The sequence below is a fragment of the Pseudomonas sp. TWR3-1-1 genome (genome assembly GCF_049896545.1).
Taxonomy (GTDB): domain Bacteria; phylum Pseudomonadota; class Gammaproteobacteria; order Pseudomonadales; family Pseudomonadaceae; genus Aquipseudomonas; species Aquipseudomonas weihenstephanensis.
Genome location: NZ_JAFCUO010000002.1, coordinates 512,406 through 535,506, shown reverse-complemented (window position 1 = coordinate 535,506; position 23,101 = coordinate 512,406). Strand labels below are relative to the sequence as shown.

The 23,101-nt window shown below is 58.7% G+C and carries 18 protein-coding genes; 12 read left to right on the top strand and 6 right to left on the bottom strand.

Annotation, left to right across the window (positions count from 1 at the left end; all coding sequences use genetic code 11):
- Positions 1–2: 2 nt before the first annotated feature.
- The 3 genes from rnk to cyaY all read right to left on the bottom strand — a co-directional run bounded on the left by rnk (position 3) and on the right by cyaY (position 1,133).
- Positions 3–416, bottom strand: coding sequence for a nucleoside diphosphate kinase regulator (rnk, locus tag ACP7A4_RS08020; RefSeq protein ID WP_059766014.1), 414 nt, complete (start codon positions 414–416; stop codon positions 3–5).
- A 154-nt stretch (positions 417–570) separates the two neighbouring features.
- The gene (locus ACP7A4_RS08015) at positions 571–798 is read right to left on the bottom strand and encodes a DUF1289 domain-containing protein (RefSeq protein WP_426246294.1); all 228 of its coding nucleotides are present in this window, start codon (positions 796–798) and stop codon (positions 571–573) included.
- A gap of 2 nt (positions 799–800) precedes the next feature.
- Positions 801–1,133 (bottom strand): iron donor protein CyaY, encoded by a 333-nt coding sequence (cyaY, locus tag ACP7A4_RS08010; protein ID WP_426246292.1) that lies wholly within the window; start codon positions 1,131–1,133, stop codon positions 801–803.
- Between the two features lie 203 nt (positions 1,134–1,336).
- Here cyaY and lptM point away from each other — a divergent pair, with 203 nt between their 5' ends.
- The 6 genes from lptM to ACP7A4_RS07980 are packed head-to-tail and all read left to right on the top strand — an operon-like array spanning position 1,337 to position 5,905.
- Positions 1,337–1,492, top strand: a complete 156-nt coding sequence (lptM, locus tag ACP7A4_RS08005) for an LPS translocon maturation chaperone LptM (RefSeq protein ID WP_048363810.1) — start codon at positions 1,337–1,339, stop codon at positions 1,490–1,492.
- 9 nt (positions 1,493–1,501) lie between these two features.
- A complete protein-coding gene (gene lysA / locus ACP7A4_RS08000; protein ID WP_426246289.1) occupies positions 1,502–2,749 on the top strand; it encodes a diaminopimelate decarboxylase in 1,248 nt (415 codons plus the stop codon).
- Positions 2,750–2,753: 4 nt separating this feature from the next.
- Positions 2,754–3,584: a diaminopimelate epimerase gene (gene dapF, locus ACP7A4_RS07995; RefSeq protein WP_048363812.1), complete on the top strand. Its 831-nt coding sequence runs from the start codon at positions 2,754–2,756 to the stop codon at positions 3,582–3,584.
- 13 nt (positions 3,585–3,597) lie between these two features.
- Complete coding sequence (locus ACP7A4_RS07990; protein WP_203302095.1) at positions 3,598–4,314, top strand: DUF484 family protein; 717 nt, start codon at positions 3,598–3,600, stop codon at positions 4,312–4,314.
- Between the two features lie 2 nt (positions 4,315–4,316).
- Positions 4,317–5,213 carry a tyrosine recombinase XerC gene (gene xerC, locus ACP7A4_RS07985; RefSeq protein ID WP_059766002.1) on the top strand — a complete coding sequence of 299 codons (897 nt, stop codon included), beginning with the start codon at positions 4,317–4,319 and terminating at the stop codon, positions 5,211–5,213.
- Complete coding sequence (locus ACP7A4_RS07980) at positions 5,210–5,905, top strand: HAD family hydrolase (RefSeq protein ID WP_426246286.1); 696 nt, start codon at positions 5,210–5,212, stop codon at positions 5,903–5,905. The genes xerC and ACP7A4_RS07980 overlap by 4 nt, the downstream gene beginning before the upstream one ends.
- A gap of 127 nt (positions 5,906–6,032) precedes the next feature.
- Here ACP7A4_RS07980 and sutA read toward each other — a convergent pair whose 3' ends face one another.
- The 3 genes from sutA to glnK all read right to left on the bottom strand — a co-directional run bounded on the left by sutA (position 6,033) and on the right by glnK (position 8,538).
- Positions 6,033–6,359: a transcriptional regulator SutA gene (gene sutA, locus ACP7A4_RS07975; RefSeq protein ID WP_059765998.1), complete on the bottom strand. Its 327-nt coding sequence runs from the start codon at positions 6,357–6,359 to the stop codon at positions 6,033–6,035.
- A gap of 469 nt (positions 6,360–6,828) precedes the next feature.
- Positions 6,829–8,166: an ammonium transporter gene (locus ACP7A4_RS07970; RefSeq protein ID WP_059765994.1), complete on the bottom strand. Its 1,338-nt coding sequence runs from the start codon at positions 8,164–8,166 to the stop codon at positions 6,829–6,831.
- Positions 8,167–8,199: 33 nt separating this feature from the next.
- Positions 8,200–8,538: a P-II family nitrogen regulator gene (gene glnK, locus ACP7A4_RS07965; RefSeq protein WP_002555808.1), complete on the bottom strand. Its 339-nt coding sequence runs from the start codon at positions 8,536–8,538 to the stop codon at positions 8,200–8,202.
- Between the two features lie 415 nt (positions 8,539–8,953).
- On the opposite strand from glnK, the gene ACP7A4_RS07960 reads away from it, so the two are divergent.
- From ACP7A4_RS07960 to ACP7A4_RS07935, 6 genes are all read left to right on the top strand, one after another.
- On the top strand, positions 8,954–9,214 hold the full coding sequence (locus ACP7A4_RS07960) for an accessory factor UbiK family protein (protein ID WP_059765992.1): 261 nt from the start codon (positions 8,954–8,956) through the stop codon (positions 9,212–9,214).
- A 239-nt stretch (positions 9,215–9,453) separates the two neighbouring features.
- Positions 9,454–13,437: a hypothetical protein gene (locus ACP7A4_RS07955; RefSeq protein ID WP_426246283.1), complete on the top strand. Its 3,984-nt coding sequence runs from the start codon at positions 9,454–9,456 to the stop codon at positions 13,435–13,437.
- Between the two features lie 107 nt (positions 13,438–13,544).
- Positions 13,545–15,038 carry a YifB family Mg chelatase-like AAA ATPase gene (locus ACP7A4_RS07950; RefSeq protein WP_426246281.1) on the top strand — a complete coding sequence of 498 codons (1,494 nt, stop codon included), beginning with the start codon at positions 13,545–13,547 and terminating at the stop codon, positions 15,036–15,038.
- An 852-nt stretch (positions 15,039–15,890) separates the two neighbouring features.
- Positions 15,891–17,300: an SrfA family protein gene (locus tag ACP7A4_RS07945; protein WP_059765968.1), complete on the top strand. Its 1,410-nt coding sequence runs from the start codon at positions 15,891–15,893 to the stop codon at positions 17,298–17,300.
- 18 nt (positions 17,301–17,318) lie between these two features.
- A complete protein-coding gene (locus ACP7A4_RS07940; RefSeq protein WP_203302089.1) occupies positions 17,319–20,390 on the top strand; it encodes a virulence factor SrfB in 3,072 nt (1,023 codons plus the stop codon).
- Positions 20,387–23,101: a virulence factor SrfC family protein gene (locus ACP7A4_RS07935; RefSeq protein WP_426246279.1), complete on the top strand. Its 2,715-nt coding sequence runs from the start codon at positions 20,387–20,389 to the stop codon at positions 23,099–23,101. The genes ACP7A4_RS07940 and ACP7A4_RS07935 overlap by 4 nt, the downstream gene beginning before the upstream one ends.

Genomic DNA, 23,101 nt, shown 5'->3' with positions numbered 1-23,101 from the left:
GCTTAGGCCGGGAAAGGGCCGCCGTCTTTGGGCTGGTCTTCAACAGCCAGCAGTTCCATCTTCAGGGTTTTACCGCCCGGTGCTGGCCAATCGATGTGCTGACCGACTTGCAAGCCCAGCAAGGCGCTGCCCACCGGCGCGAGGATCGAAATTTTGCCTTCGTCCGCGTTGGCGTCCTTGGGGTAAACCAGCGTCAGGTGGTAATCCTTGCCGCTGCTCTGTTCGCGGCAGTGCACGCGCGAGTTCATGGTGACGACATCGGCGGGCACTTCATCGTGGCCCACGAGGGTTTCGGCGCGATCAAGTTCGGCTTGCAGGGCAACAACGCCCGGCAACGTGTCATCCAGTTTGTCGATCAGTTGCTCAAGACGTTGCACGTCCAGGCGAGTGAGCGTGATGGCGGGTGAAGTGGTCATGACCTGGCAGACTCCTTTTTTCTGCACGAAAAAGCAAAACCCCGCCAGAAAATGGCGGGGTTTTGACCAACCTCGTTAGTGCGAGGCGAACCCGGACACTACCACAGCAAAATAAATACACAAGCCAGAGGGGGTCGCTGAGACTCGCTCGCACCTATAGCTGAATGTGGTCTTGGCGTTGCCGGGCCTGTTCACAGATGACCCGGCGCCGCTGGTCGTCAGCCGAGCGCCACTCACGGATGTCTTCGACATGGCGAAAGCAGCCCAGACAGACTTTTTGTTCATCCAGCCGGCAGGTGCTGATGCAAGGCGACGGCACTGCCGGACTGACGTTGCTGTAGAGCGGTTTTGCGGGTTTTGCGGGTTTAGCAGGAGCAGTCACGTTTAGATCTCGTCAAAATCCAGCTCGACGCCGGTGTGTTCCCTGGTCAGGCGCTGAACCACCTCACTCAATAGTTCATCAGAACTGTGGCATTTCCAGCGTGAGTATTCTTCGTCGTACTCGAAGTGAAAGCCACCTGCGCGTGCAGCCAGCCAGAGCTGTCTTAGCGGTTCCTGGCGGCTGAAAATCAGTTGCGCGCCGCCCTCAAACTCGACCGTCAGTACACCGGCCGAGTTCTCAAGGTCCACGTCCAGACCGCTCTCATCAAAAACGTCTTCCAGGTTTTGCTGGGTTGCATCGACCAGATCGTGGAAACGGGCTTCAGTCAAACTCATGGTGGAACCTCGTAATGTCTAGTCATGCTCGGAGCTCGCAAGATACGGGCGCTCCAGACCGATTGCAAACCCCAACTGAGCGCTGGTCACAGCACCACTGATTATCCACACAGGCTGTTTTGCCCGACCGCTCTGGCGCATAGGCAAGCTGGTAGGTGCTCGGTATACTCGGGCGCAATTAATGCTTTTCAAAGGATTTCGCCATGAAGCGCCTGATCTCTTCTATTGCTGCACTGGTTGCGGTTGCTTGCCTTGTTTCTGCCTGTGGTCAAAAAGGCCCGCTGTATCTGCCAGACGACAGCCAGTCCCCTGATGACCAAGCGAAGTCGTCGCAATCGCAAGCGCACAAGCACCAATAAGGGAACACCATGGACGCTTTTAACTACCGGGACGGCGAGTTATTCGCCGAAGGTGTCGCGCTGACGGCCATTGCCGAGCGTTTTGGTACACCGACTTACGTCTATTCCCGGGCGCACATCGAGGCGCAATACAACGCTTTCGCCGACGCTTTGCAGGGCATGCCGCACTTGGTGTGTTTTGCAGTAAAAGCCAACTCCAACCTGGGTGTACTCAATGTCCTGGCGCGTGTGGGCGCCGGTTTTGACATCGTGTCCCGCGGCGAACTGGAGCGTGTGCTGGCGGCGGGCGGTTCGGCCGACAAAATCGTGTTTTCGGGTGTCGGCAAGACCCGCGATGACATGCGCCGCGCGCTCGAAGTGGGCGTGCACTGCTTCAATGTCGAGTCCACCGACGAGCTTGAACGTTTGCAAATTGTTGCTGCCGAAATGGGCGTGCGTGCGCCGATCTCGCTGCGCGTTAACCCGGATGTCGATGCAGGCACTCACCCGTACATTTCCACCGGCCTCAAAGAAAACAAATTCGGTATCGCCATTGCGGATGCCGAAGACGTGTACATCCGCGCCGCGCAATTGCCCAACCTTGAAGTGATCGGCGTCGATTGCCATATCGGTTCGCAACTGACCACGCTCGATCCGTTTATCGACGCGCTCGACCGCCTGCTGGCACTGATCGACCGTTTGAGCGATTGCGGCATTTACCTGCGCCACATTGACCTGGGTGGCGGCCTGGGCGTGCGTTATCGCGACGAAGAGCCACCGTTGGCCGCCGATTACATCAAGGCGGTGCGCGAGCGTATCGAAGGCCGAGAGCTGGCGCTGGTGTTTGAGCCGGGGCGCTTCATCGTCGCTAACGCAGGCGTGCTGTTAACGCAGGTCGAATACCTCAAGCACACCGAACACAAAGACTTCGCCATTGTCGATGCGGCGATGAACGACTTGATCCGCCCGGCGCTGTATCAAGCCTGGATGGACGTAACAGCGGTTCGCCCGCGTGACACCGCAACCCGCGCCTACGACATCGTGGGCCCGATCTGCGAGACCGGTGACTTCCTGGCCAAAGACCGCCCGTTGGCGCTGGCCGAAGGTGACCTGCTGGCAGTGCATTCGGCCGGTGCTTATGGCTTTGTCATGAGCTCGAACTACAACACCCGTGGTCGTGCCGCCGAGATTCTGGTAGACGGCGATCAGGCGTTCGAAGTGCGTCGTCGCGAGACCGTTGCCGAGTTGTTTGCTGGCGAAAGCCTGCTGGCGGAGTGAACCCATGTTGCTGCGTTTTACCAAAATGCACGGCCTGGGCAATGACTTCATGGTTCTCGACCTGGTCAGCCAGCACGCGCACATCTTGCCCAAACACGCCAAGCAATGGGGTGACCGGCACACAGGCGTCGGCTTCGATCAATTACTGATCGTTGAAGCGCCCAGCAACCCGGAGGTGGATTTCCGTTATCGGATCTTCAACTCCGACGGTTCCGAAGTGGAGCAGTGCGGTAACGGTGCGCGTTGCTTTGCGCGTTTCGTGCTCGACAAGCGCCTGACCACCAAGCGCCAGATCAAGGTCGAAACCAAAAGCGGCATCATTGAACTGAACGTGCGCAGTGACGGGCAAATCAGCGTCGACATGGGCCCGCCGCGTCTGGTCCCGGCCGACATCCCGTTCGTGGCGGATGCGCAGGCGTTGAGCTATGACGTGGACGTTGACGGCCAGACCGTGCAGTTGGCCGCCGTCTCAATGGGCAACCCGCATGCGGTGTTGCGCGTCGACGACATCAATGCCGCGCCCGTGCACGAATTGGGCCCCAAAATCGAACATCACCCGCGCTTCCCGGCCCGGGTCAATGTCGGCTTTCTTCACGTCATTGATCGTCATCGCGCGCAATTGCGTGTGTGGGAACGTGGCGCCGGGGAAACCCAGGCCTGCGGCACCGGCGCCTGTGCGGCAGCGGTGGCCGCGATCAGCCAGGGCTGGATGCATTCGCCCGTGACGCTGGACCTGCCCGGTGGTCGCCTGACCATTGAATGGGAAGGCCCGGGGCGCTCGGTGATCATGACCGGCCCGGCGATGCGGGTTTACGAAGGACAAGTCCGTTTATGAGCGAGCGCATACGATGAGCGACCAGCCACAGCCAGCAGACCTCGACATTCTTGATCAAAGCCCTGAGGCTGCGGCCGTGGCGGCCTACCTCCAGGCGCATCCAGACTTCTTCAGCCAGCGTGAAGAGTTGTTGCTGACGCAGCGCATTCCTCACCAGCGTGGCGATACGGTGTCACTGGTCGAGCGCCAACTGGAACTGTTGCGCGGTCGCAATATCGAGATGCGCCATCGTTTGTCGCAGTTGATGGACGTGGCCCGCGACAACGACCGGCTCTTTGAAAAAACCCGGCGCCTGAACCTGGCGTTAATGGATGCCACCAGCCTTGAAGACTTGGTGATCGCCGTCGAAGACAGTTTGCGTCAGGACTTTCAGGTGCCTTTCGTAAGCCTGGTGCTGTTTGGCGACAACCCGATGCCGGTTGGCCGTTGGGTGAACAGTGCCGACGCACAGCGCGCCTTGGGTGGCTTGCTGACCGAAGGCAAGGCGGTGAGCGGCAGCTTGCGTGAGCACGAGCTGGACTTCCTGTTTGGTGAAGAGCAGCGCAAACAAATCGGCTCGACCGCGGTGGTCGCACTCAATCATCTGGGCTTGCATGGCGTGCTGGCGGTTGCCAGCCGCGACCCGCAGCATTACAAAAGCTCGGTAGGCACCTTGTTCCTCAGCTACGTCGCGCAAGTGCTGGGCCGTGTGTTACCGCGCTTTACCAACGCACTGCGCTCGGTGCGCTAGGCATGGAACGGCAACTGGACGCTTACTGCACCCACCTGCGCAGTGAGCGCCAAGTGTCGCCTCATACGCTTGAAGCCTACCGCCGTGACCTGGGCAAGGTGTTGGCGTTTTGCAATAAAGAATCAATCTGCAGTTGGTCAGCACTGGATATCCAGCGCCTGCGCCAGTTGGTGTCCCGCCTGCATCAGCAAGGGCAGTCTTCACCCAGCATTGCGCGGCTGCTGTCGGCAGTGCGCGGGCTTTATCATTACCTCAACCGCGAAGGCCTGTGCGACCACGACCCGGCCAATGGTCTGGCACCGCCCAAGGGTGAACGCCGCCTGCCCAAAACCCTCGACACCGATCGTGCCCTGCAATTGCTGGAAGGCGCGGTGGAGGAGGATTTTCTGGCATTGCGTGATCAGGCCATTCTGGAGTTGTTTTACTCCTCCGGGCTGCGCTTGTCGGAGCTGACCGGTCTGAATATGGATCAACTGGATTTGGCTGACGGGCTGGTGCAAGTGTTGGGCAAGGGCAGCAAGACGCGTGTGCTGCCGGTCGGTAAAAAGGCCCGCGAGGCCTTGCAGGCCTGGTTACCCCTGCGGGCCTTGGCCAACCCGCAAGACGACGCGGTGTTTATCAGCCAGCGTGGTCGACGGCTTGGGCCGCGCGCGATTCAAATGCGGGTCAAGGCTGCGGGTGAGCGTGAGTTGGGACAAAACCTGCACCCGCACATGCTGCGCCACTCCTTTGCCAGCCATTTGCTAGAGTCCTCTCAGGATTTGCGGGCGGTGCAAGAACTGCTCGGGCATTCGGACATCAAAACGACGCAGATCTATACCCATCTGGACTTCCAGCATCTGGCTTCGGTCTACGACAGCGCCCACCCGCGGGCCAAACGCAGTAAGGGCAGTGAATGACAATTGAACTGGTTACCTTCGATCTTGACGACACCTTGTGGCACACCGCGCCGGTCATCGTGCGGGCCGAGACGGTATTGGGCGAGTGGCTAGCAGTACATGCACCAAAGTTGGGCGTTTTTGAGGTTGCGCACTTTCAAACCTTGCGCGAGCGGGTTTTGGGCGCGCAGCCGCAGTTAGAGCACCGAATCAGTGCGCTGCGCCGTCGGGTGTTGTTTCACGCGTTGCACGACGCGGGTTACCCGCAGGCGGATGCGCACACGTTGGCAGATCACGCTTTCGAGGTCTTCCTTGAGGCGCGGCATGCGCTTGAGGTGTTCGCCCAAGTTGAACCGACCTTGAGCGTGTTGGCCCGTGATTACGCGTTGGGCGTGGTCACCAATGGCAATGCGGACGTACGCCGCATTGGCCTGGGGCACCACTTTAAATTTGTGCTCTGTGCCGAGGACATTGGCATTGCCAAGCCCGATGCGCGGTTGTTCCATGAAGCATTGTCGCGAGGCGGCGTGCCAGCCCATGCGGCCGTGCACGTGGGTGATCACCCGGGCGATGATATTGCCGGTGCGCAGCAGGCAGGTTTGCGCGCGGTGTGGTTCAACCCTGGCGGCAAGTCGTGGGACGGTGATAAGCGCCCGGATGCCGAAATTGGCTGTTTGAGCGAGTTGGCACAGGTGCTCAAGCACCTTAAGTGAACGCCTTGCAGGGCTTTTGGCGTAGCGCGTCAGTGGCTACATGTCAGGTGCCCGCCAGGAAACGCTTCTCGCGCTCACAAAAAAGCCCGCAGCGACGGCGGGCTTTTTTCAAGCAAGCATCACACCCTTAGATAGGGCGGCTGCCGTACTTGTTATCAGGCTTCTTGGGTGGGTCTGCCACCACATTGGCCTCAACTTCCTGCACTTTGCCACCACGGGAAAGAAACTCCTCCATGGCGCGAGCCAGAGCATCACGCTCTTTATTCTTGGCTTCTACGCTGGGCAGGTCATCAACGGACACCGCAGCCTTGGATTTACCCTTGGCGACCGGAGCCGGTGCATCTTCGCCACCGTCGTCGTCAGCCACGTCATCCGCAGCAGCTTCCAGACCTTCTTCGGTTTCGTCTTCGTCACCTACTTCGAGGTCATCATTTTCCAGATCATCGTCGCTCATGTTCTACCCCATGACTTACGTAAAGCAGATTAGTTATAGACCAGCTACGGCCACTGTCGACTGCCGCTGGTGAAAAAGTAGCCCTGGATTACCCGTGGCTTACGCCTCGACGCCTTTGACGGCGGTAGGACTTTACAAGTGCCGTTGTAAGCATGGCGCTCGTTATATAAACACCTTGCCAAGTGCCCAATTAATAGCTTGCAACACTGGCCTTGAAGGCATGTGGAGATGCTCCGTGCCTTCGTCGTTCTTGGGGCGTTTTACTTCGCCCTTCGGCGCGCATTCTAGCGTGCTCAAGGAAAAAGCAAAGCAGCTAATAGTCGAGTTGTGCTGTAAGTCTTCGTCGCTTATTTCATCGTAGAACTGATCTCTCCTTAAAGGTGTAGGAAAAATCATTCTATTGGTGCGAATAGCGCCACATTCCAGGCAAAAAAATACCCGGCAAGCCGGGTATTTTTTCAAAGATTTTTTACAAGTTGTAGCCACGCTCGTTGTGTTGCGCGAGGTCGAGGCCGACCGCCTCTTCTTCTTCTGTCACGCGCAGACCCATCACGGCATCCAGCACTTTGAGAATGACGAAGGTGACGATTGCGGTGTAGACCACAGTGAAGGCGACGCCTTTGCACTGGATCCAGACTTGGGCCGCGATGTCGGTCACGGCGCCGAAGCCGCCCAGTGCGGGTGCTGCGAATACACCCGTGAGGATCGCGCCGACAATACCGCCCACACCGTGAACACCAAAGGCGTCCAGCGAATCGTCATAACCCAGTTTGCGTTTGAGGCTGGTGGCGCAGAAAAAGCAGATCACACCGGAGGCCAGGCCGATCACGATTGAACCCATTGGGCCGACAGTGCCCGCCGCCGGGGTGATGGCCACAAGACCCGCGACCACGCCTGACGCGATGCCCAGTGCGCTTGGCTTGCCGTGGGTGATCCATTCGGCAAACATCCAGCCCAGTGCGGCAGCGGCGGTGGCGATTTGGGTCACGAGCATTGCCATGCCCGCCGTGCCGTTCGCTGCGGCAGCCGAGCCTGCGTTGAAGCCGAACCAGCCGATCCACAGCATTGCCGCGCCGACCAGGGTGTAACCGAGGTTATGCGGCGCCATTGGGGTGGTCGGGTAGCCTTTACGCTTGCCCAGCACGATGCACGCCACAAGGCCGGCAACACCTGCGTTGATGTGCACCACCGTGCCGCCCGCGAAATCGAGTACACCCCAGTCCCACATCAGGCCGCCGTTGCCGCTCCACACCATGTGTGCGATGGGCGCATACACCAGAGTGAACCACACACCCATGAAAATCAGCATGGCCGAGAACTTCATGCGCTCAGCAAACGCCCCGACGATCAGCGCTGGCGTGATGATGGCGAATGTCATCTGGAAGGTGATAAACACGGCTTCGGGAAACAGTGCGGTGGGCGAGGTCAGGCTGGCCGGTGTGACACCCGCGAGGAAGGCTTTGCCGAACCCGCCGATGAACGAGTTGAAGTTGGTGACGCCCTGCTCCATACCGGTGGTGTCGAACGTGATGCTGTAGCCATAAATGACCCACAGGATGCTGATCAGGCCGGTAATGGCGAAGCACTGCATCATCACAGAAAGAAGGTTTTTGGAGCGCACCATGCCGCCGTAGAACAGCGCCAGGCCGGGAATGGTCATAAACAGCACCAAAGCCGTTGCAGTCAGCATCCAGGCGGTGTCGCCGGAGTTGAGGGCTGGCGCAGCCACTTCGTCTGCCGCCATGGCCAGGCCAGGCATTACGACAGACAGCAGGGCTGCGAGCCCTGCGAATTTACGCAGAGTCATAGTGTTTTCTCCTGGGGCGTTGGGTTTGGCGGCTTAGATGGCGTCGGTATCGGTTTCGCCGGTACGGATGCGGATAGCCTGTTCCAGATTGACCACGAAAATCTTGCCATCACCGATCTTGCCGGTGTTGGCAGCCTTGGTTATCGCCTCGATAACCCGGTCAAGATCTTTGTCGTCGATGGCGACATCAATCTTCACCTTTGGCAGAAAATCGACCACGTACTCCGCGCCACGGTACAGCTCGGTGTGGCCTTTCTGCCGGCCGAAGCCTTTGACCTCAGTAACGGTAATGCCCTGCACGCCGATCTCGGACAGCGACTCGCGCACGTCGTCTAACTTGAACGGTTTGATAATGGCGGTGACTAGCTTCATGAAACTTCTCCCGAATTGGTGGACTTGCCCCAGGAAAACAAACCCGGGCCAAGTCTAAGCGCAGTGTCTGGCTTTGTAACGCGCCGTCAGCCTTCTTCAGGCCGCACTGCGCGAGTTAATCGCTGGCGACGAAAACATGCCTTGAACCACCTGGCGCACTGCCTTCGTCACAGCGACTGCATCAGTGCATGAGTCATAGGCGACTAAGCAGAAACCTTGCCATGTCTGGAAATTTCAGCAATTACAGGTGGTTATCGACACAAGGTGGCGTTTGGCCTGTTTGCAGGCGGGTTTTGCGCACAAAAACAGTGCGCGTGCGGCGCGGCCAGTGCTCAAAACTGTGCAGCGGCCCCTGCACCGTGAGCGTCGAACCCCCGTGATACACTCGCCGCCATCAGTTTTAAGGACCTTACCCATGCTCGCGCCCAAAGATTTTCTCGATGCCCTGAGTGGCCATGCATCACGTTTATTCAGCGGCGACACCGCGCTGCCGCGCAACGAAATCGAAAGCCAGTTCAAAGCGCTGCTGCAAAGTGGCTTCAGCAAACTCGACTTGGTAAGCCGTGAAGAATTTGACAGCCAAATGGTTGTCCTGGCCCGTACTCGGGCGCGTCTTGAAAGCCTGGAAGCGAAAGTCGCAGCGCTGGAAGCCCGCTTGCTGCCACCCGCGCAGTAACACCCAAGCGCAGGGTTGGATGCAATCCTTGCGCGCCGCACGCTCTAGGCCCTGCGTATTGAGAACGGTGACGCCCGTCCCTGTTCTCAAGCAGGTCGGCCCAGAGTCAGGACAAAGCCAGTAGCGTTTGCCTGCCATACGACCCGGAACCGTCGTGGAGCCCTTGGGTACACAGAATTAAACCGCAAGGGACACGCTCCCATTGCCGCGGCCTCCTGTGAACCCATTCAGAGCAAACCATGACTATCACTCCCGTGCACTTTCGCCCCTCATCTCAGTTGCCAGAACATTCGGTTCTTAAAGGCCCTGAGATAAGCAAGCCAAGTGCTCGCGAGGTCAAGGGGGCCTTGCCAGCTTCGCAACAAACCACGTTTGGCAGCACGCGAAAACGGGCCGATAACCGTAACGCTGAGCTGGATTCCAACAGCCGGCGCCCGACAGATCCAACCCGAAACCGTAGTGCTCTGGAGTCTGAGGAGGCTGAACCTCAATGGACTTTGATCCGTAAACCCCGCGCGGTCGATTCCCAGAGTGCTGCGCCAGCCACGCCGGGCAACCTGCGAAAGAGCGGCGACAGCCAGATGGCTCTGCGTGTTGCACAAGCATTGCGCCTGGGTGAAAGCACGGGAAGTGTTCCAGAACGTATGGAAAATATTGTACCGACTTCAACATTTGGTCAGTGGTGGGCACATTTGCATGAGGGCATGCAGTCACCGTTTTTTCTGCATTGGGCCGCCACAAAGAAGCTGGATCTGTCAAAACCTGTTCAATTTTGTGCCAACGCCGAACCGCCTCAACGGGATTACTTAACAGGCATGGTTGGCGGTAAGCGCACGCTATTTTTAGCCTCGGACCGTGACAATCGATGGGCCCTCGACCCCATCATGCAAGCCGCCAGGATTATCAGTCCGACGGTGGGTACGACGAATCTGTTTGAGTCACCCACTCGCAGTACGTCAGCGCCCTACAAGGTGGTGGCTAATTTTTATGGTGAAAGGATTGACCCCCAATCCCGGGAGGACATGGGGTATCGCGCGACACGTCTTGAACAGGCCAACGCTTTTGTGAACCTCCCGCCCACGGACCCCATGCGCTCTAGTGCGGCGCGATCCGAAGAGGCGCTTCAAGAGACACGGAACAAACTGATAGAAAACCACGACACGCACCAACTCATCGTTCAATTAACGGACATTCTCCAGCGAAGTAAAGAGCGTGCCATTGTGTTCAAACGGCGCGTGGAATTGCCGGTTAGTGACAGTGAACACATACAACCGGCGCAGCTTGAAAATAAGCTTTCGCAAGCCATTACCAGCGACGTCAGCAGCGCGAGCCTCACCCTGCACCCCCAATCCCCTTGGCGCGCGTTGTATCCAGACTCAACCACGAAGCTGGGCACATTTATTTCTGAAAATGGTTGGTTAGCGCCCAACAGTGATGATGCCCTGACCAGCCTTGTTCAAGCCGTGACCCAGCCCGCACTCGCTACACCGCCACAAGGTAATCTTGGCGGCGCGTTGTCCTGGCCCATGCCGTTGAGCGACGCAGATCAAAGCAGCGTTCTGGACGCCATCACCCAGAACGGTCTGGGTATCGGGGGGCTGCCGAGCGATAAAAAAGGTGTGCTGAACTATCTGGCGCACAACCTGAAACTGACGCAAGAGGAGCGTCAAAATCCTCGCGCGGCCCTCCAGGCTCTTTTGGCCACGCCCAAGGCTCAGGCGCTTGGGTTGGCCCTTGAAAGAAAATTCAAAGGCTTCAGTAACCCGGACAGTATTAAAGACTGGACGCTGGCGGCCTTGGGCGCCTCCCTTGATCAGCCCAACGTCGCAACAAGCAGGTTGAACCGTGTTCGAACGCGCGTGGCCGGTTTTAATCTGGCGCGTCAGGGGCATTGGGGCAAACCGGCGGCAACGGTTGTCAAAGGTCTGATTAGCCACCTGATTGCCAACAGGTCTATCAGCGCTGCCATGGCGCCCGCTGCCGCGCATTTGTTGCTGTCACGCAGGGCGCCGGAGTTTTTGGTCAAGGACATTCCTGCCCAGGTAACTTATGGGTCTCATGCCTGGATGAACTTGACCACTGCCGTTGCACGTATCGAGGCCCAGGCGCCAGGCGCATCGGCCCTCATGACATTTTCCCAAGTGTTAGCCCGTGCCACTACGAGCCCGATCACTGTTCGAGAACAACGGATGGATTACGCGGCGCAGCGTGATGCACTCGTTGACTGGGGTGTGGTCAACGGTTTAATGCCCGTAAGGGCTGATGATGGGTATACCGACGCCCATATGAGTACTGTTTCTCAGGCCTTCAGCCATCAGATGGCAGAATTAAGTGCTGCGTCCAGGGCGTATTCAACGCCACTGCCCGACCGTAAAGAAATGGCGTTAAAAGTGTTGAAGCAAGCGTTCGGTGACAGCGTGCCGTTTGAAAAAAAATGCATTACGGTTTCCCCCCCGAATCGTGATTATCCTGGCCCTTACTCGGTCGTAGATCTGTATTTACAAGAAAATTTCCATGCCAAGAATTGGTCGAGCTCCAGTCAAGACGTTCCCCTCAATACGATCAAACGCGACAGTTCCAAACTGATTAATTTCAATAAATATTTCTCATCACATTTGGCCACTTTTTTCACCGCGATGGAAAAAGCAATTGCTGTGCACGTTAAACACTTGATAAGCAACTTGCCTTTGGAGGATCGGAAAAATATTGAGGCTGGAAAAGTAACGGTTCTTAAAGAATCCACGGTCAGTACCACACGGGGAGGGTGGGGGGTTGAAGACATCCCGGTGCCGCAAACATTGCTCCTTAAAACAGAGCGCAATGGTGTTATCAATACGTATGAAATAAATGTGCAGAAGAACACAGTCGTTAAACGCAACGAGTTAAATACCGTGCCGTTAGGCGCGCAATTCTCCAGCCTTAGCCATGGCCGTGTCAGTGGCCGGTTGCGCACATCGCCTACCTTGAACACCGTTGTACCTTCGGGTACTTGGGCCGCGAAGATAACCGATGAAAAGAAAGACATAACGCTCGTCAATACTTATGCCAGTGAGCGCACGCGGTACATCGCGGCTGCCATGGTAGACGATGTAGGCATCAGGCGCCTGGCGGCCGAAGCCCGGGGACTTACCACGTTTGAATCCGAAGTACCGCTCTACAAAAAAGTGAACGAGTTCTTTCTGAGCCTGATCCCGCTGCGATCCGCCATCATTAACTTTAGTGAAGGCAATATTGGGGAGGGTGTCATTGATTTAACGCTGGACGTCTTCTGTTTTGCCTTTGGATTGGGCGTGGCGGCTAAAGGTACGAAGGCGTTTCATATGGGCCTCTCCACTACCAGTAAGGTGGCGCACGGTGTCAGAACCCTCGGTCGCGCTGCCGCAGGTACGCTTAACCCGTTGAGTGGGGTCGATGATCTGGCGCGCGGGATGATATTAGGGGGCAGTAAAGCGTTCAGGGCGATGGGCCATGGCATGCATCAACTGCGCGGGGTCGACCTCGCCTCATCTATACGAAAACCTGGCATTGCCCAGGGGGTCTGCAAGGCGTTCAGCGCGGGTGATGAGATCAAGCTATTGGCCAAACTGGACGACACAAGCGGCTTTTGGTATGCCCTTGATCCCTACACAAAAAAGCCATATGGCCGCCCACTTGAAACCTTCAAAGCCGCTGCACTCTCTCGTGATGCCCTTAAAGAAAACATCGATATTTTATATAAGAGCTTTGGGCGCGAACCACGGTTGGATATTTGCTATGCGACCGCACTGCACATTGCGCAAGCAGATAAAAAAATCACACACACAGTGTTTAATTCATTGATCAATCAAACGAAGAATGGCGCGTCTGCCGATTTTTATCGAAAGATGAACATTAATACTGACACCCTAAAGGACACTTTCCGCCTGACCGATGTCAATGAGTCCGGCCTCCTCTCGTTCGTCAGTAAAAATGGATACAACAAAGATAAGGTCACGCACATGGCCTATCTTCACAAAGCCAGTGACAACCAGACGTACTTGTATCATTCCAATTCACATCAGTTGGACCGCTTTCTGGGTGGCATCGAAAACCTCCCTGCAACGGCCGGTAAAGCCAATGTGTATGCACTTGATGCGCAAAGACAACGGGGGCTGCAACAATTCATGGACGACGGTCTAGGCTCCATGGTCGCCTTCACTCCCGCGAGCACCCTCAATTCGCAGGTCATGGCAACAACGGTTTAGGCACCGTTGAAGTCTGGTGAGGTGTTCACATTCGGTATTCATTCAAATGCTCACCCAGCGCTTCAAGGCGCGCAGGATGTGTTTTTTGCGCACTCAAGGAATGAGTCATGTCTCTGGCAATTGTTCACAGCCGCGCCCAAGTGGGCGTCGAAGCACCCGTTGTGACAGTTGAAGCGCATTTGGCCAATGGATTACCGGCGCTGACCTTGGTCGGGCTGCCAGAAACAGCCGTCAAGGAAAGCAAAGACCGAGTGCGCAGCGCGATCCTCAATTCTGGCTTTGAATTCCCGGCCCGTCGTATCACCTTAAATCTGGCGCCCGCCGACCTGCCCAAGGACGGCGGGCGTTTTGATTTGGCCATCGCATTGGGCATTTTGGCCGCCAGCGGGCAGTTGCCAGCGGGTGCGTTGGAGCACGTTGAAGTGTTGGGGGAGCTGGCGTTATCCGGCGCGATTCGCCCGGTGCAAGGCGTATTACCGGCGGCATTGGCGGCGCGGGCCGCTGGACGCGCCTTGGTGGTGCCGCTCATCAACGCCGAGGAAGCGTGCATGGCCTGCGGGTTGACGGTGATTGCGGTGGAGCATTTGTTGCAAGTGGTGGCGCATTTTGCGGGTCGTGCAGTGATGGCGCCTTACGCGGCCAGCGGTCTGTTGCACGAGAGCCAACCCTACCCGGACTTGAGCGACGTGCAAGGCCAACTGTCAGCCAAACGCGCGTTGTTGGTGGCGGCGGCGGGCAGTCATAACCTGCTGTTCACAGGCCCGCCTGGCACCGGCAAAACGTTATTGGCCAGTCGCCTGCCTGGCTTACTCCCGCCGCTGGTTGAACACGAAGCACTGGAGGTGGCGGCCATACAGTCGGTGGCCAGTCATATGCCTTTGAGGCGTTGGCCGCAGCGCCCGTTTCGCCAACCCCACCATTCCGCTTCCGGGCCTGCGCTGGTGGGGGGCGGGTCCAAACCGCAGCCCGGAGAGATCACGCTGGCTCACCACGGGGTGCTGTTCCTTGATGAACTGCCCGAATTCGATCGCAAAGTACTCGAAGTGTTAAGAGAACCGATGGAGTCGGGTTTTATCGTGATAGCCCGCGCGCGGGATCGCATGCGCTTCCCGGCCCGTTTTCAACTGGTGGCGGCCATGAACCCGTGCCCCTGTGGCTACCTTGGCGAACCTAGCGGCCGCTGCCGTTGCACGCCGGAGCAAATCCAGCGCTATCGCAACAAACTCTCCGGCCCCTTGCTCGATCGCATTGACCTGCACCTGACCGTGGCACGAGAAACCACCTTGCTCAACCCTCTGGCGCAAACCGGTGACAACACCGCCACGGCGGCGGTACGGGTCGCCTTGGCGCGTGAGCGTCAATTGCAGCGTCAGGGCTGCGCCAATGCCTTTCTCGATTTGCCCGGTGTACGCAGCCATTGCCAATTGAGCGCGGTCGACAACACCTGGCTGGAAAACGCCTGTGAACGGATGACGTTGTCGTTACGTGCGGCACACCGCTTACTGAAAGTGGCGCGCACCCTGGCGGACCTGGAAGGTGATGGAGACATCGCACGGCAGCACTTGGCGGAGGCATTGCAGTATCGACCATCGAGTGGCTGAAGGACTGGTCTGCGGTTACGTGCGTTGGGTATGTGCTGGTAAGTAGCGGATTTATACGGCGCGACAAAGGGTGCGCGTAGTAACAAATCAGCTTTATCGGATGGGGTGTAGGAAGGCGTTAGCGCAGTAGACACAGTGGCGGGCGGCAGCTGTTCACTGTTCTATACCGGGATGGTTGTGGGGGTGTATCCCTGAGTTTTAATCATTGAAGTCCTTATGTTGAAAGCGATCTATGTTGTCGTGCTCGGGGTGTGTCTGAGCGGTGGGTGGTTATATATGCCCCGGTTGCGCGGGTCACGCCTGAATAACGCCACGGTGTCCGGTTTGCGAACAAGCCTGAGCAGGCCATAGGCAGATAAACCCTTGTCCGTAGCGGCATACAGGAGGTCGCCTTTTGCAGGGTCCCTAAAAATAGACGCGTATATGTCGCGTATAGGCCCTTAGTCATCGGTGCCACAGGGCCGTTTTACATATTTGATCCGCCCTCAAAGACATTGTTTAAACCATGGCTGATAAACAGTCCGGCGAGGGGGGTGGCGACACCCTACGAACCCCACCCACCACCGTTACCCCATTCGCTGCGTAAAAAGCCATCTTCTCCTCGCTCTTGAATGGAGATCGCAGTCTATGAGCACGTATCGCGGCAGTTTGTAGGGGTTTCTGAATTCTTCAGGTTCATTCGGCACTGTCCTGCCCTGCAGCACGCACCTGTCGCGCCACAAAAATGACACCCATCAGCTAATGGCTAATTGACGCCGATGTCTATTAGCCATTACTGTCGCACGCTCATCAGGGAAGCGGTTCGGGCATAAGTCCGGGTTTAACCGCGCGAACTTAAAAAACGGAGCACGGATGCGCGGCGCACTTCTACGCAGTGGCAAAAGCGGTGATTTCACAGCCCTTGGCGAAACCGGACAACCGGTTTACCGGGCCGCACTGCAATTGCGTGAAGCCATTGCGCGCAATAATCCTGAGATGGCCCAGCATCTGGCCATTGCGCAAAGTGATGAGCAGGGCAATAACATTGACTGGTACAGCGAGCTGCCAGGCGATGTGATCCCCTGGTGCAGTGCCACCCCGCAAGAGCGGGCCAACGCGCTCGCTGAGCTGGAAAAACTCCAGACCTATCTCAACCAGTTGAGCGCCACTTACCTGGCCCCCAACCCTAACGGTAAGCCGTCGGTCGACCGCACCGTCTTCGGCAAATTGCTGGCACACGTGCTGCCCTTCCCGGATGAAAACTACGTTTACCTGGTCAACGGCAAACCGGTCCTGACGTTCTGGGGCTTTCGCCGCCCGGGCGCCGATCACAACGCAGACCCGCTGCATTGCCTGCGCCCACAACCCGCGCCCGTGACCCCCGCGCCAGTCATCGCGCCAATTGCCGAGCCGGTGCCGCCTGCGCCTGTGCCTGCACCATTGCCGGTGGTTGCGCGCCCTTGGTGGCGCCGTTGGTGGTGGCTGTTGCTGCTGCTTTTACTGCTGCTGTTGCTGTTGTTCGGCTTGCGCGGTTGTGGGCCACAGTTGGGCTTGACGCTGCCGACCTGGCCCAACGTTGACCCCAAGCCGGATGTGACCGAGCCTTACCCCGATGCCGATTGGCAATTGCCCAACACCGACGGCTCGACGACGGTGCCCGGCAATGGCCAAGGCACGTCGACCACGCAAGTGCCGACTACCGGCACAGGCGCACCCCTGCCACCTGACGCACAGCCGGATCAGACGCCTGCGACTGAGCCACAACCCGAGCCTGATAGCGCGCAGCCACCGGTGCCCGATGAGTCACCTGCGCCGGACGCGGGCGAACAACCCGCCCCAACCCCGCCTGAACCGCCACAGATCCCGCAAGAGCCGCAGCCCGCGCCAGGGCCAACGCCGCAGGTACCGGGCGAGCCGCTGACCATTCCGGCGGACAGCCCCGACGGCCAGGCGGACTTCCTGAACGGGCACTACCGCGCGGGTGCGGGTATTCAAGACAAAAACACCGGCAAGTCACTGCGCCTTGAGTATCAATTCAAGGATGGCAAAGGCGAGGTGATTGTGCGCAAGGCCAATGGCATCAACTGCACCGGCCCGGTGTCCGCCGCCATGCAGAGTGGCAGCCTGGCGATCACCAGCCAGGGCCAGGCGGCGTGCAGCGATGGCAGCAGTTACGACATGCCACAAGTCGATTGCCGTCAGGGTGCGCAGAGCATTGCTGACTGCACCGGCGTTTATGAAGACAAAAAATTCCCCATCTCCATGCGCCAGACGGGCGAATAATGACTGGAAGACTCTGACATGCTGCCTCAAGTTACCCAATTTGAAGACACCGTCATCCTTGTGGGTGACACCGGCATCCAGTTCATGGATTTCGCCCTGCGTCTGGACCCGCGCAAGTTGCCTGCGGGCGACTTTGCGCCGCTGACCAACGGCTTGCTGTGCCGCCTTGAAGAAGGCGAGCGCAATGGCATGACTAGCTACTTTTACGAAAGTGAGCCAGGCAAAACCGTTGAAGCACGCAGCACGCTCAACATCGGCATGGAGGCCAGCCTCAAGCTGTTTGACGGGCTTTGGCTGCCACTGCCGGTGTTCCGTCATCGTCCCCCGTTCAGCTTTGACCAAGGTCCGATCAACTGGTCGCGGATGCGCCTGGTACGGCTGGCCGAGCCGGACATCGATGGCAACACCCATCGCCTGACCGTTGCGTTCGACACCCGCACGCGCACGGAGAAAGAGAACAAGGGCTGCCTCTACCTGGGGCCGATGGACTCCGATGCCAGCTCCGGCGTGTCATTCAAACTGGCCTGCAAACCGCAACAGGCGCGCTGGTTTCTGGACCAGATCTGGGTCAAGGAGTGGCTGCTGGAGGTCTTCAAGGAGGGCCATCCCAAAACTCCGCGCGAGGAGCTGGACAAGGACATCAAGGAGGGCCACCCCGAAGCCCACTACTTGAACCTGCTCAGCCTGTTTATGGAGCCGTGCACCACGCGGGACAGCACCACTCCGGCGCCGCAAGTCAAACTGCCGGAAATGAAAATCGTGGCCAGCCACGGCAGTGGCGTCACGCCGCCGATTCCGGTCGATTTGGTGCTCGATGTGGGCAACTCGCGCACCTGCGGGATCTTGATCGAGAACCACGGCCAGTCCGGCTCCGGGCTTAAAGACAATTACGTGCTTGAGCTGCGGGACTTGATGACCCCCGAGCACGTGTACAACGATGCTTTCGAAAGCCGCGTCGAGTTCGCCCAGGCCGCCTTCGGCAAGGACGAAAGCTCGACCAAAAGTGGTCGCGCCGATGCCTTCCAATGGCCGACGATGGCGCGCGTGGGTCGCGAAGCAGGCCGTCTGGCCAGCCGCCGTCGCGGGACCGAAGGCTCCACCGGGCTGTCCAGCCCCAAGCGCTATCTGTGGGACGAAAACCCCTACGACCACGGCTGGCGTTTCAGTCACGCCTACGTCAAAACCGATAAAGAGCCGTTTGCCACCGCCCCGCCCTTTTCGCTGTTAATCAACGAAACCGGCGATGCGCTGCACAGTTTTGAGTGGATGGAGCTGCCGGTATTCGTCCCGCGCTATTCGCGCAGCTCACTGATGACCTTCATGCTCGCCGAAGTGCTGACGCATGCGCTGATGCAAATCAACAGCCCCGCGCAGCGTTCGCGCCAAGGCCATACCCGTGTGCCGCGTCGCCTGAACAGCATCACCCTGACCGTGCCGCCAGGCATGCCGCAAGCCGAACGCAGCATCCTCGAAAAACGCATGCGCCACGCCATTGGCCTGGTGTGGAAAGCGCTGGGCTGGCAGGTCGACAAAAAAGACCCGTTCGATCAGGACTCGGCCCCGGCCACCACCCCCCTGCCCAACGTGCGCGTGGAGTGGGACGAGGCATCGTGCGGGCAGTTGGTGTACCTCTACACCGAAGTGAACGAAAACTTTGCCGGTCACCCGGAAGAGTTCTTCGATGCCATTTCGCGCCCCGGCAAGACCGACCGTGAACGCATCACGCTGGCCACCATCGACATTGGTGGCGGCACCACAGACCTGGTGATCACCGACTACCGCCTTGACCGTGCTGGCAATGCCACCAGCGGCAGCAACGTGCACATCGTGCCGGAGCAGCGCTTCCGTGACGGCTTCAAGGTGGCGGGCGATGACATCCTGCTGGATGTGATTCAAGACTTCATCCTGCCCAGCTTCGACAGTGCCTTGCTGCACGCCGGGGTTAACGTGCCTGCCTCATTGATGTCGCGTTTGTGCGGCGCCGAGTCGGGCAGCGCGCAAGACCAGGTGCTGCGCCAGCAACTGAACCTGCAAGTGTTCACCCCGCTGGCGCTGGAGCTGTTACGCCGCTACGAGCTGTTCAACCCCGAGTTCGCCGGGGCCGCCACCGACCACACGTACCTGGAGTTGTTGGGCAACGAGACCGTGAGCAGCAACGTGCTGGACTATGTGAACAGCGCCGTGCGCCGTGAGCTGGGGATGCAGACCGATTTCGACCTGCTCAAAACCGCCATCACATTCGACCTGCAAGCCCTGCATGTGGCGTTCACCAGTGGGCGCATCAACATCACCAAAATCTTGTCCGGGCTGTGCGAAGTCATCGCCCATTACCCGTGCGACATGCTGCTGCTGACCGGGCGCCCTTCGCGTTTGCCGGGTATTCAGGCGTTTATCCGCAAAATGCTGCCGCTGCCGCCAGGGCGCATTCTGGCGTTGCAAAACTACCGCACCGGCAACTGGTACCCGTTCCATAAAAACGGCTTGATCGACGACCCGAAAAGCACCGCTTCGGTGGGCGCCATGCTGTGCCTGCTGTGCGCCAACCACAGCGTGCCGAACTTCTATTTCCGCACCTCGGCGCTCAAGCCGTACTCGACCATCAAGCACATCGGCAAGATCGACCAGGCCAACATCATCATCGACTCGGACGTGCTGTACCGCGACCTGACCTCGGACAACGGCCGCATCGTGCTGCCTGAAATCGGCGAAGGGCTGGACGCCCGCCCACCGGCGCTGCAAATGCGCGGTGACATGCGCCTGGGCTTTCGCCAGTTGGCCGCCGAGCGTTGGTCTGCCACACCGTTGTACACCTTGAACTTCACCCCGCAGGGGCGTCAGCGCTTTACCGAAGCCAAGTCTGAGAACAACGAAATGCCCGTGGTCAACGTGTACTTCAAGGTCCTCGAAGCCACCGAGAAGATGAAGCGCCAAGGGCAACTGAGCGACCTGCTGGTGATCGATCAGGTGGAGTCCAACACGGACAAAACCTTCAGCAAAAAAGACCTCTCGCTGCAACTCAACACCACCTTGGTCGAGGGCTTGAGCGGCAACAAATATTGGCTGGACAGCGGGAGCGTAAAACGCAAATGAGCAACCAGACCCCAGAACAAATCGCCCTCACCCACGGCTGGAACGCTGTCTACGACGGTGCCGGTCAGGCCCTTGAGTGGGTCGACAAAACCCGCGTCACCGCGCCCAAGCTGGAGCGCGATGCCTACGACTTGAAGCTGGGTTTGTATCAGGCGCGCAACCTGGCCCGCAACCTGGGGCGCGTGGCAGGCACACCGATGACCACCGGTTTCTTCGGCCTGTCGCAAGCGGGCAAGTCGTACCTGATTTCGGCGCTGGCAGCCGGTGCCAATGGCGCACTCGAAACTAAGTTCGGTGAAGAGCGCCTGGACTTCATTCAAGACATCAACCCCAGTGGCGGCGGTACCGAAGCCACGGGTCTGGTGACGCGTTTCAGCCGTTTGGCCAAGCCCAGTGAAGACTCCGCTTACCCGGTTGAGCTCAAGTTGTTCCGTGAAGTCGAGCTGGCCAAGATCTTTGGCAATACCTGGTTCAAGGACTTCGATCAGGAAAAAATCGCCTTCGAGATCGACGAGGCGATGGTGCGCCAGGTGTTGCAGCCTTTTGAAGGCCGTGAGTCAGGCCCGGTTCAGTCGGGTTTCAGCGCCGAAGACGTCGTCTCGCTGATGGATTACCTGAACCAGAGTTTTGAAAAATCACTGAAGATTCTGACTCACCACTATTGGCCCAAAGTGATCGAACTGGCGCCGCGCCTGACGGCACAAGAGCGCGGCGAAGTGTTCTCGATCCTGTGGGGCAAGCAAGACGGCCTGACCCAGGTTTACCAACAGTTGGGCGCCTCGCTCAATCGCTTGGGCATGCCCGACACCGTGTTCGCGCCGCTGTCGGTGCTGGCCGAGCGGGTCGGCACCGAATACGACCGCCGCAACAGCATCATGAACGTCGACATTCTGGAGCGTTATGGCTCGGCCATTGACGTGCCCGTGTCGGTGCGCCCGTGGATCGACGGCAAATTGCACAACGCCAGCAGCATTTCACTGGTGCAATTGGCGGCGCTGACGGCCGAAATGACCTTCCGCCTGATCGAAGTGCCCGCTGCCCAGATCGTTGAACAAATGGACCTGCTGGACTTCCCCGGTTATCGCGGGCGGTTGAACGTGACGTCCATCGCCAAAGAAAGCGGTCAGACCAACTCCATCTCCCAGTTGATCCGTCGCGGCAAGGTGGCGTACTTGTTCGAGCGTTATGTCGAAGATCAGGAAATGAACGCGTTGGTGATCTGCACCAACAGCACCAAGCAGAGCGACGTCAACGATGTCGGCCCGGTGCTGACGCGCTGGATCAACGCCACGCAGGGCGACACTCCGCAAGAACGCGGTGGCCGTGCCACGGGCCTGATCTGGACCCTGACCATGTTCGACCTGTGCATCTCCCAGTCGCTGAACAAGCAGTCGCGACTGGCGCTGGAGGAAGAGTGGGACGGCATGATGACGCGCACCATGCTGGAGCGCTTCAAGGACTACCCGTGGATGTCGAACTGGCAAGCTTCGCAGCCGTTCAACAACACGTATCTGGTGCGCAAGCCGCGTCATCAGACGGCCTTTATCGGGCGCACCGAGGGCAGCGAAACTCACTTCACCGACGACAGCCACGACACGCTGGAGATGATGGCCAGCACCTTTGTCGAGCGGCCCACGGTCAAGAAACACATCAAGGATGCGCAGCAGGCATGGGATGCCATGCTCACTCTGGACGATGGCGGTATCACCCGTTTCAGCGAGAGCTTCACGGCGCTGGCCAGCGTGGACTTCAAGCTCAAGCGCATCCGCGAACAGCTCGATAAAGTCTTGAACGGCAAAGCCAAAAACACCTTGAGCAGCCTGTACGTGGCAGATGGCGCCGACATGGTGGCGATCAAACGTGCGCAGGCGCAGATGATTCTGGGCCAGCTCAAGCGCCGGGGTTCGGCGTTGGGCGAGTTGATCAATGCGTTGCAACTGCCCAGCGAGGAGATTCGCGAGCTGTACCTCAACGGCGTGTACGAAGAAGACACCGACGCCGCGCCCGGTGACACCGCGCAGGATGGCACCCAGCAGTCCATCGTTTATGCCTCCAGCAACGAATTCGATTTTGGCAATGACTTTGGCGACTTGTCGCTGGACTTCGATACGGCGCCCAGCGCGCCGGTACAAGCCACCACTGCGGCCCCGGCGCTGCAAAGCAATGAGCACAAGTTTGCCCGTGCGGTGTTTCGCAACTGGGTGACCTACCTGCGGGCAGTGCCTGAGCGCGACGGCCTGATGCGCGCGCTGGAGCTGGATAAAGCGTCGATTGAGGCGCTGATTCAAGAGTTGATCGTCAGTGGCGATCGCCTGGGCCTGCAAGACCAGTTGATCAGCGTCGTGCTCAAGCGCGCGCAAAGCGGCTCGCGCCGCGACCAAATGGTTGAACGCCAGGTGCTCGAAGTGCAGCGCGTGCTCAGCGACTTTGTGGCGTGGTTCGGCTACACCGCCGCGCCGGTCGAGATGCGGCCAAAAAGCCATACAGGCAACCGTGAAGCGCTGTTTTCGTTCTACGGCGACGTCGCCCGCGATGCCTTGCCGCAACTGCCGGCGCAGCCGATCAATCAGGCGCAGCAGTTCCTCGGCGATTGGTTGTCCAGTGTGGCGTACATCACCATGGACAACGCCAGCCACGGCACCGGCAGCGAAATTACCCCTGAACAAAATGAACGCCTGGGCCACGTGCTCAGCGCGTTTGAAGCGAGATAA

Bases quoted from the DNA above. Each gene is read 5' to 3' on its own strand.
- ACP7A4_RS07935 (WP_426246279.1), top strand. From the start codon at position 20,387: ATGAGCAACCAGACCCCAGAACAAATCGCCCTCACCCACGGCTGGAAC.
- ACP7A4_RS07940 (WP_203302089.1), top strand. From the start codon at position 17,319: ATGCTGCCTCAAGTTACCCAATTTGAAGACACCGTCATCCTTGTGGGT.
- ACP7A4_RS07980 (WP_426246286.1), top strand. From the start codon at position 5,210: ATGACAATTGAACTGGTTACCTTCGATCTTGACGACACCTTGTGGCAC.
- ACP7A4_RS07955 (WP_426246283.1), top strand. From the start codon at position 9,454: ATGACTATCACTCCCGTGCACTTTCGCCCCTCATCTCAGTTGCCAGAA.
- ACP7A4_RS07960 (WP_059765992.1), top strand. From the start codon at position 8,954: ATGCTCGCGCCCAAAGATTTTCTCGATGCCCTGAGTGGCCATGCATCA.
- sutA (WP_059765998.1), bottom strand. From the start codon at position 6,359: ATGAGCGACGATGATCTGGAAAATGATGACCTCGAAGTAGGTGACGAA.
- lptM (WP_048363810.1), top strand. From the start codon at position 1,337: ATGAAGCGCCTGATCTCTTCTATTGCTGCACTGGTTGCGGTTGCTTGC.
- ACP7A4_RS07990 (WP_203302095.1), top strand. From the start codon at position 3,598: ATGAGCGACCAGCCACAGCCAGCAGACCTCGACATTCTTGATCAAAGC.
- dapF (WP_048363812.1), top strand. From the start codon at position 2,754: ATGTTGCTGCGTTTTACCAAAATGCACGGCCTGGGCAATGACTTCATG.
- ACP7A4_RS07950 (WP_426246281.1), top strand. From the start codon at position 13,545: ATGTCTCTGGCAATTGTTCACAGCCGCGCCCAAGTGGGCGTCGAAGCA.
- glnK (WP_002555808.1), bottom strand. From the start codon at position 8,538: ATGAAGCTAGTCACCGCCATTATCAAACCGTTCAAGTTAGACGACGTG.
- ACP7A4_RS07970 (WP_059765994.1), bottom strand. From the start codon at position 8,166: ATGACTCTGCGTAAATTCGCAGGGCTCGCAGCCCTGCTGTCTGTCGTA.
- ACP7A4_RS07945 (WP_059765968.1), top strand. From the start codon at position 15,891: ATGCGCGGCGCACTTCTACGCAGTGGCAAAAGCGGTGATTTCACAGCC.
- rnk (WP_059766014.1), bottom strand. From the start codon at position 416: ATGACCACTTCACCCGCCATCACGCTCACTCGCCTGGACGTGCAACGT.
- xerC (WP_059766002.1), top strand. From the start codon at position 4,317: ATGGAACGGCAACTGGACGCTTACTGCACCCACCTGCGCAGTGAGCGC.
- lysA (WP_426246289.1), top strand. From the start codon at position 1,502: ATGGACGCTTTTAACTACCGGGACGGCGAGTTATTCGCCGAAGGTGTC.
- cyaY (WP_426246292.1), bottom strand. From the start codon at position 1,133: ATGAGTTTGACTGAAGCCCGTTTCCACGATCTGGTCGATGCAACCCAG.